5 protein-coding genes are annotated in these 7,799 nt (G+C 72.0%); all 5 read right to left on the reverse strand.

Going from position 1 to position 7,799, the window contains the following annotated elements; all coding sequences use genetic code 11:
- Nucleotides 1-4,652: 4,652 nt before the first annotated feature.
- The 5 genes from ACT17Q_RS16475 to rpmH are packed head-to-tail and all read right to left on the reverse strand — an operon-like array spanning nt 4,653 to nt 7,184.
- Nucleotides 4,653-5,156, reverse strand: coding sequence for a Jag family protein (locus ACT17Q_RS16475; protein ID WP_094181442.1), 504 nt, complete (start codon nt 5,154-5,156; stop codon nt 4,653-4,655).
- Nucleotides 5,157-5,203: 47 nt separating this feature from the next.
- A complete protein-coding gene (yidC, locus tag ACT17Q_RS16480) occupies nt 5,204-6,358 on the reverse strand; it encodes a membrane protein insertase YidC (protein WP_444663827.1) in 1,155 nt (384 codons plus the stop codon).
- 24 nt (nt 6,359-6,382) lie between these two features.
- Nucleotides 6,383-6,679, reverse strand: a complete 297-nt coding sequence (yidD, locus tag ACT17Q_RS16485) for a membrane protein insertion efficiency factor YidD (RefSeq protein WP_444663829.1) — start codon at nt 6,677-6,679, stop codon at nt 6,383-6,385.
- Nucleotides 6,676-7,014, reverse strand: a complete 339-nt coding sequence (rnpA, locus tag ACT17Q_RS16490; protein ID WP_444665415.1) for a ribonuclease P protein component — start codon at nt 7,012-7,014, stop codon at nt 6,676-6,678. The genes yidD and rnpA overlap by 4 nt, the downstream gene beginning before the upstream one ends.
- Before the next feature lie 32 nt (nt 7,015-7,046).
- Complete coding sequence (gene rpmH, locus ACT17Q_RS16495; RefSeq protein ID WP_013885212.1) at nt 7,047-7,184, reverse strand: 50S ribosomal protein L34; 138 nt, start codon at nt 7,182-7,184, stop codon at nt 7,047-7,049.
- Between the last annotated feature and the right edge of the window lie 615 nt (nt 7,185-7,799).

Below are 7,799 nucleotides of genomic sequence, written 5' to 3' on the forward strand. Positions count from 1 at the left end.
AGCCGTTCGACGACCGTCCGGCGTACGCCTCCCCGGTGGCTCGCGCGCTCTGCGTTGCTCCAGGCGCGGTGCTGGGACGGTCCTCCCGACGTGCCCGCCAGTTCGCCCGCCCGTTGCTGCCCCGGTGTCTCTGCTGCGGTGGCGCTCCGATGTTCTCTGCGCGGTGGCACTCCCATGTTCTCTGCGCGGTGGCACTCCCATGTGCCTTCGGCGAGCCGGCTGCGCCGCCCCGCCCTGCCGCCGGACCCCGCTCGCGTCGCAGGTCTGACACGCGCGCCGAGGGCGCGGGCCTGCACGAATCGGCGGTGCCCGTGTCGCTGCCGCCTGACCATGCACTTCCCGGTCGGCGACACCCACCGACCATCCGGTTCACGGCCCTGGGCGCACCTGGTGAGGGCGTCACGGTGTTCCACGTGAAACAGGCCTCGTGGGGACCGGACCGCCCATTGGTCGCTGTGGGTGCACCGACTCCTCTGCCTGCGGCGAGCCCTTTGCCGACCCCCGCCGGGGCCCTCTCCTGTGCGAGGCGGCTGACCCGCCGGAACACCGGCATTCGTGTCGTCAGGCGGCGTGCCTCCACACCGGGGGCCCCGGCGCTCGCCTCCCGTTGGGATGCGATCGTCGCGCCTGCTCGACGATCGTGCGGGTGCGGCGTCCAGGCAGCTGCGCGACCCAGACAGTGGCGCAATGCAGATCGTGGCGGCGACGCCACCGGCTGAACCAGGCCGGGCGGCCGCCACAGCCGTCCCCCCGCGCGCCGGAGCGCAAGCCCGTCATCTCTCGGACCCCGCGCTGCGATCCGCTAGAACGGAGCTCGGTTGCACCGTACGCGGCGGCACACACCGGTGACTGTGGGTCGCCGTCGTCTGCGGCGGGTCGCGGCGCCGATACCGAACTGCAGCGCAGGCGCCCCGCGCAACTGCTTGCCGCGGAGGTGAGCGGTGCCTTCGGTGCTCAGACCTCCCTCATGGCTTCGTTTCACGTGAAACTCGTTCCACGTCCCCTAGGTGCGGGCGGCCGCCTGCCTCCGCCCCCTTGCGGGACTCAGGGCACGGGGAGATCCGCACGCCTCCACAGCCGCTTCGTCGCGCGTCCACGGCCGCTCCATCGCGCGCGTACCCGCCGCAGCGCGCCCACGGCCCCCGCGCACGGATCCCGGACCTCTCCGCCATGCCGCGCGTCTGCGCCCGGGCTGCCGGCGGTACCGGGCGACGCATGTCTTCACTGCGCGGCGAGGGCTTGACGTCCCCGCACCTTGGTGGCCCGCACGGGGTGGCGATCAGACTGGCGCACCCTCTGAGCTCGACTGTGGCGATGCAGTCCGCGTCGCGTGAGGCCTCCCTGCCGCCTGCACCGCTGGCGCCGTTCGCGTGCACGAGGCCCGGTGCTTGACGTGGTGGGTACTTGCGTTGCGTGCGTCCGGCGATGACCTCGGGATCGCGAGCGGATCCGCTCATGCGCCCGACCTGCCTCCCGGACGAGTCGGCGCGGCACGTGTGTGCGCTTGGCGAGGCATCCTGACTTGGCGATGCGAGCATGCGGCTCCGGCTCGCGGGGGCCGGATTGAGCGCGCGCTCCGCAACCGCCGTTGTTTCACGTGGAACAGTGATCGCGCTCGAGCACTCGGTGCCACCGTCCTGCTCTCCGGAGGTCGCCCTCCTCACGGCGCCCCCCGGCGATCTGACAACCTGCTGGGCGCGCTGACGACCTGCATGACGCGCATCGATCCCTTCGCTATCGCACTGCTCGGGCGGCAGGCGGGCGGAGCACACCGGTCGGCAGCAGCTGAATGAAGGGGCTGCCGACCGCCGACACCCCCACAGAGGGACCCACCCTCGCATTGGTCACCGCTGGCTGATCCGCGCCTCGGTTCCGCCGACGACGGCGATACACCGTCGATCTACGCGGGCGCGTAACCCTCGCGCCTTCAACCCTCGCGCCTTCTGCGCTCCCACACTTCTGCTCAGCAGAGCCGCAGACCCCGCACGCGGTCTACCCGCGCCACATGCCCGCACCTGGGGCGCCCCTCCGCTCGCATTCCCTTCCCCCGTGCTCGCCCAGCCCACCATGCATCGCGCCTCGCCTCCCGCCGGTACCCGCGCCTCTCCTCCCCGGGTATCGCATGGCTCGCCTCCACCCGCGAGCACCGCGGGCCGCCTAACCCCGCGCACCCCGGTCGCCGCGTCCCGCTGAGAAGTCCGGCCCTCGCCACCCCCTGGACATCCCGGTCCTCGCCACCCTTCGCGTACCCGGTAGGCGCCGCCCCCGCAGGTAGACCGCTCCTCGCCGCCCTGTGTGTACCGCGCTCCTCGCCACCCCACGCGCGCCGCCAAGTCCGCGGCCCCACGCGCACCGCGCATCCGCCGCGCGTCGTGCGCCGCCCAGCTCGCCGCCCCTCGCGCACTGCGCACCCCGCCACCCCACGCGCACCGCGCTCCCCGCCACCCCACGCGCACCCCGCTCCTCACCACCACCAAGCCCGAACCCCGCCTCGCTCGCGCCGGCCTTCGCCTCGCGCCGTCCGGTACTCCGGTTTCCACTCGCGCGCGTCGTGCCCGCGCCTGGTGCACCGGTCCACGGTTGATCGCGCTGTTCCACGTGAAACACGTCGCGTCTCGCGACAGACCTCGGAACGCCACGCTTCGCGCTACCCCCACTGGCGGGGCGCGTGATCGCGACCGCGATAGCGCGTGGATCATGTGCCGAGGCGCGCTGCACGCCGCGCGCCCTCGCGGGCAGCGGACCCGGCCCTCCATGGCTCGCGATGCCGGACATCACGAGCGACCGCCTCCACGCACCTGCTGGCCTACGTGGGCCCGAGTGAGTCGGCCCCGCTACCGGCTCGACGACGCTGGCACCGCGCCGTTCCACGTGAAACACAGCGCACAGCAGGCTGCGCGGGCCGCTTCCCCGCAACCCGACGACGGTGCTCGCCGGTGACGCACTCGGGGCTTGAACCCACTGGGCCTCGGCGGCCCTCGGCTGGAGACGGTCGCCGCCGCGCCCAGACCACTCAACGCACGCCCGAGTGCTTTGCGATGGCAGTCGCGGGCAGAAGTCGCGCAGCTCCGAAGACAAGGCGTGCGCTTGGTGCCGCGTGCAGCCATCCGACAACGGGCGGCAGACCACCGGGTGCCGCACCGCGACCAGACTCGGCGCCCGATGCTGTCGCAGCCCGGCCGCGCGCCGGAACCGTGAGCTTGCGTGCGGTGTCGAGCGCCCCGCGCCCCCGAGACCCGAGCGCGATCTGGCCTCACGGCTGGTGGAATGTCGCCGGACAATCGCGAGGCCATCGGTCTCGGCGGGGCTCGTGTTTCACGTGGAACACACCGGCCGAAATGCCACGCCGGTGGCGCCCCGGCGTAGGCGAGCGGCCGTCGCTTGTCATCTCTTTGAGTCCGCCTGATGCCAGTGCGCACTCTGGGCGGCAGGGCTCTTCGGGGTGGAGCCCCAGAGAGACTCACGTGGCGTGGCTCGGTCGACACGCTCCCGGCCTCGGGGCCACCGCACACGTGATCTCTCCGCGTCTCACTCGAGAACCTCAGTCCGGCGGCCGCTGGTCGACAACCCTCAGGCGGTGCACGGTGCCACCCGGGCACTGCACACTCTTCGCTGACGCCGGTCCGGTCGGCCGGCGGGCAACTCCACCTCCTCATGGCCGCCGGGCGCCATCGCCGCCTGGAGCCCGACCCGGCGTGGGCCGAGGCCGAGTCTCGCGTGCTGCGGCTGCGACCGGCCGCACCAGTGTCGGCGGTCTCGTGCAGGAACCGGCGCGCAGTGCGGCCCCCACATCGGTGGATGGTGGATCGGGCGCTGTTCCGCCGCCAGACGAAGCGCATATAGCCGCGAATCGGGCGGCCCTGCGCTCGCCGAGTCGGCCTCGGCGGGACCTCACGGTGGCGCCCGGCGATCTCATACAAAACTGCATCCTTGTGGGCGCCACGTCCGAATGGGGCGATTCTGACGCCAGCGACCATCTGCTCACCTGCGCGCCACCCGGCGAGGCGCCGAGGCTCCGAGGTCGTACCGGTGCGGGCCCCGGCGCAGCTTCGCCTACCGCACGGCTCATCGTGCGCTGCCGTCGCGTCGGGTGAGGGAAGCGGGTGAGGCGTCACGGTCACAGCGAGTTCGCCACCATCGTCATCCACTGACGCGCATGCGCGGACGCCTGCGGCGAGGCCTCGCGCTCGGGTCGGCCTTCCCCTGGACTCGGCGGGGTGCTCATCGTCCCTCCAGACGGCGACCCGCTTCCCGCCCGGGTGCCTCAACCCCTCCGGGGAGCCCGAAGCCGGCTGCAACCGGCGGGGGAAGCACATCTGCCTACCCGACCGATAGTGTCGCACTTCGGCGCTGCGCCGATGGGCGCGTTCTGGCCCCCTGCGTGGCGCGCCGGATCCGCGTCGACAGCGCTCCGCCGTCGGCGCACGTGTTGCACGTGGAACCGCGCGCAGCCTCGGCCGGCCTCACCGACGGCCAGCTGGCGCGTGCCCACGCGGATCGTCACATGCAGTCGCGTGAGACTGCAGTTCCAGTGGCAACGGCCAAACTGGTCTCTGTTTCACGTGGAACACGCCGCCGCAGAGGCAGTTCCACACATGACGAACGGGGCGGCCCCGAGGGAACCGCCCCGTTCGTGGAACGAGTGACCGCTGTCAGGCCGGGCGCACGACCACGTAGCGGGTCGGCTCGACGCCCTCGGAGTCGCTGACGAGACCGGCAGCCGCCACGGCGTCGTGGACGACCTTCCGCTCGAACGGGTTCATGGGCTCGAGCGACACCGGCTCACCGCTCGCCTGCACCCGCGCGACCGCCTCGTTCGCGACCTCGGCCAGAGCGGCACGCCGGCCGGCGCGGTAGCCCGCCACGTCGAGCATGAGCCGGCTGCGCTCCCCCGTCTTCGCCTGCACGGCGAGGCGCGTCAGCTCCTGCAGGGCGTCGAGCACCTCGCCGTCACGGCCGGCGAGCCGGCGCAGCGACCGATCGGCGGGGTCCTCGGACACGATCTCCACCGCGGCGCGCCCGTGGTCGACGTCGATGTCGATGTCACCGTCGAGGTCAGCGATGTCGAGGAGCTCCTCGAGGTAGTCCGCTGCGATCTCGCCCTCTTCCTCGAGGCGCGAGGCCGATCCGGTGTCTGCGTCGTTCTGAGTCGTCATGAGGTCTCCGTTCGAAGAGCTGCCGAAGTTCCGCGCGCGAGTCGCGATCAGTTCTTGGGGCGCGGCTTCTTGCCGCCCTGCCCGGTCTTCTTGGGCGTCCCGGACCCGCCGGCGGCCTTGGAGCCCGCGCTCGGGGTGCCGCCGGCCGGGCGGGGCTTGGCGGGGGGCGCGTCGGCGACGGGAGCGTCGGTCACGGGAGAGTCGCTGGCCGTCGCACCCACGGCACCGCTCGCGGCCGTGCCGGCAGGGCGGGTCGCCGGCTTCTGACGGTCCTTGCGCTTCGGCTGCTGGCGCTGGCCCCGCGGCTTCTCGTCGACGACCGTCGCGGGGACCTCGATGACGGGGCCCTTGCCCTTGCGGGCGCGGCGCTCGAGCATGAGCCGCTCGGCCTCAGAGCCCGGGGCCGGCATGCGCCGGATGGTGTAGAACTGCTGGCCCATGGACCAGAGGTTCGACGTGGTCCAGTAGACGAGGACACCGATCGGGAAGTTGACGCCCGAGAACGCGAAGATCAGCGGCAGGACGTAGAGCAGCACCTTCTGCTGCTGCGCCATGGGGCCCTCGAGAGCCGACGGCGGCATGTTCTTGCGGGTCAGCTGACGCTGGGTGAAGAACGTGGTCGCGGACATCGCGACGATGAGCAGGATCGTGACGACCTGGATGTGGATGTCGCCGCCGGCCTGCATGAACGTCCCGGACAGCGGCGCTCCGAAGATCGTCGCGCCCTCGGCTGACAACGCGAGCTCCTGCGTCATGGGGCCGATGTGGTCGCCGCGGGCGTAGGTGCCCTCGGAGAGCGGCTTGAGCGAGTTGAGCACGCGGAACAGCGCGAAGAAGATCGGCGACTGCAGCAGGATCGGCAGGCAGGACGCGAACGGGTTGGTCCCGTGCTTCCGGTAGAGCTCCATCGTCTCGCGGCTCATCGCCTCGCGGGACGCGGGGTCCGTCTTGCCCTTGTACTTCTTCTGGATCGCCTGCATCTCGGGCGCGAGCAGCTGCATGCCGCGCGAGGCCTTGATCTGCTTGAAGAAGAGCGGGATCAGCAGGACCCGGATCACGACCACGAGGCCGACGATGGACAGCGTCCACGCGAGACCGCCGTCCTTGTCCAGTCCCATCGCGGTCAGCAGCGAGTGGAACTGGACCATGATCCAGGCCACCGCGACCATGATCGGGTTCAGCAGGCCGTCGAACCAACCCATGAGGGCAGAGCTCCTGTCGGGGTGTCAGTGGGCGCCGTGCGCCACGTGAAGTCGGCGGGACGGGCGTGCCGGTGGCACGTCGTCGACGCCACCGGGCGTCCAGGGGTGGCAGCGCAGCAGCCGACGGCCGGCGAGCCAGGTCCCGCGCAGTGCGCCGTGGCGACGGATCGCGACCACGGCGTACTGGGAGCAGGACGGGTAGTACCGGCACGTGGCCGGGGTCAGCGGCGACACCAGGTGCTGGTACAACCAGAGAAGACCAAGAAGTACACGTCCGGGGACGCGAGCGAGCCAGACCAGCACGGAACGCACGGTGCTCATCGCCCGGCCTCCGCTCGCCGCGCGGCCGTGCGCAGCGCACCGTCCAGGTCCGAGCCGAGACGGTCGTACGTGGCGGTCGCCGCCGGCACCTGCGCTCGCACGACGAGCGACGTCGAGGCAGGCAGCGCTGCGATCCGCTCCCCCACGAGCGCCCGGAGACGACGCTTGACCCGGTTGCGCACCACCGCGTTGCCCACGGCCTTGGACACGACGAAACCGACCACCGGGCCAGGGGGCCCGGGGTCGGTTCGCGTCGTCAGATGCACCACCAACGTCTCCCGCCCGGCTCGCGCACCACGTCGCACCGCCTGCTCGAAGTCGGCGGAGTGACGCATCCGGTGCGCGGCCGGCAGCACCGACGCTGGGGTCAGGCCGAGAGCTCGGAGCGACCCTTGCGCCGACGAGCGGCGAGGATCGCGCGGCCCGCGCGGGTCCGCATGCGCAGACGGAAGCCGTGCGTCTTGGCGCGGCGCCGGTTGTTCGGCTGGAACGTGCGCTTGCTCACGAGAGATCTCCCACTGGTCCATCGGATGGGCGCGCGGAACGCGCGTCCAAGACTGTCTGCCGGGCTCGACTGCTCCTCGAGGACACACACGTACGTGCGTGCGGCGTCTGGGCGCGCCAGCAGGAGCCATCAAAAGGCTGCACAACGGTACGCCGACGACCTCGGAGCGGTCAAATGCCGACGCCGAGGCGACCGCGGGCCGTGCCGTGCCCCGGAGACCGGGTTGTGGGGTCCGCCTGCGGTGAGGACGGCGAGGGACACGGCGCTCACACCCGGCCACCTCACGTACGAGCCCCTGACGTGCGGACGTACGAGGGCGACGGTCGGCGCCGAACCGCACGGGGGCGGCATACCTCACCCTCCAGGGCACTGCCCTCGGGCGGTCGCCGACACTAGCATCGCCCTCGTCGTCCCCTGTGGACGACACGATCCTCACCCCCGGTGCGCCGGACGGACGCGGTTCGACGAGGAACCGCGTCGTCACGCGGATCCGGGCCGCCCCGAGAGCTCGACCTCCCCCGTCGGGCGTGGCACACAGGTGTGGACAAGTGTGTGGGCAGCCGGGCTCCGTGCGAGACTCGCTGGTCGAACGGACGAGACGACTCGAGGTAGGAC

This window comes from Cellulomonas sp. CW35 (assembly GCF_052378485.1).
GTDB classification, from domain to species: domain Bacteria; phylum Actinomycetota; class Actinomycetes; order Actinomycetales; family Cellulomonadaceae; genus Cellulomonas; species Cellulomonas uda.

Excerpts from the sequence above, each read along its gene's own strand:
- ACT17Q_RS16475 (WP_094181442.1), bottom strand. The coding sequence starts at position 5,156 with ATGACGACTCAGAACGACGCAGACACCGGATCGGCCTCGCGCCTCGAG.
- yidC (WP_444663827.1), bottom strand. The coding sequence starts at position 6,358 with ATGGGTTGGTTCGACGGCCTGCTGAACCCGATCATGGTCGCGGTGGCC.
- yidD (WP_444663829.1), bottom strand. The coding sequence starts at position 6,679 with ATGAGCACCGTGCGTTCCGTGCTGGTCTGGCTCGCTCGCGTCCCCGGA.
- rnpA (WP_444665415.1), bottom strand. The coding sequence starts at position 7,014 with ATGCGTCACTCCGCCGACTTCGAGCAGGCGGTGCGACGTGGTGCGCGA.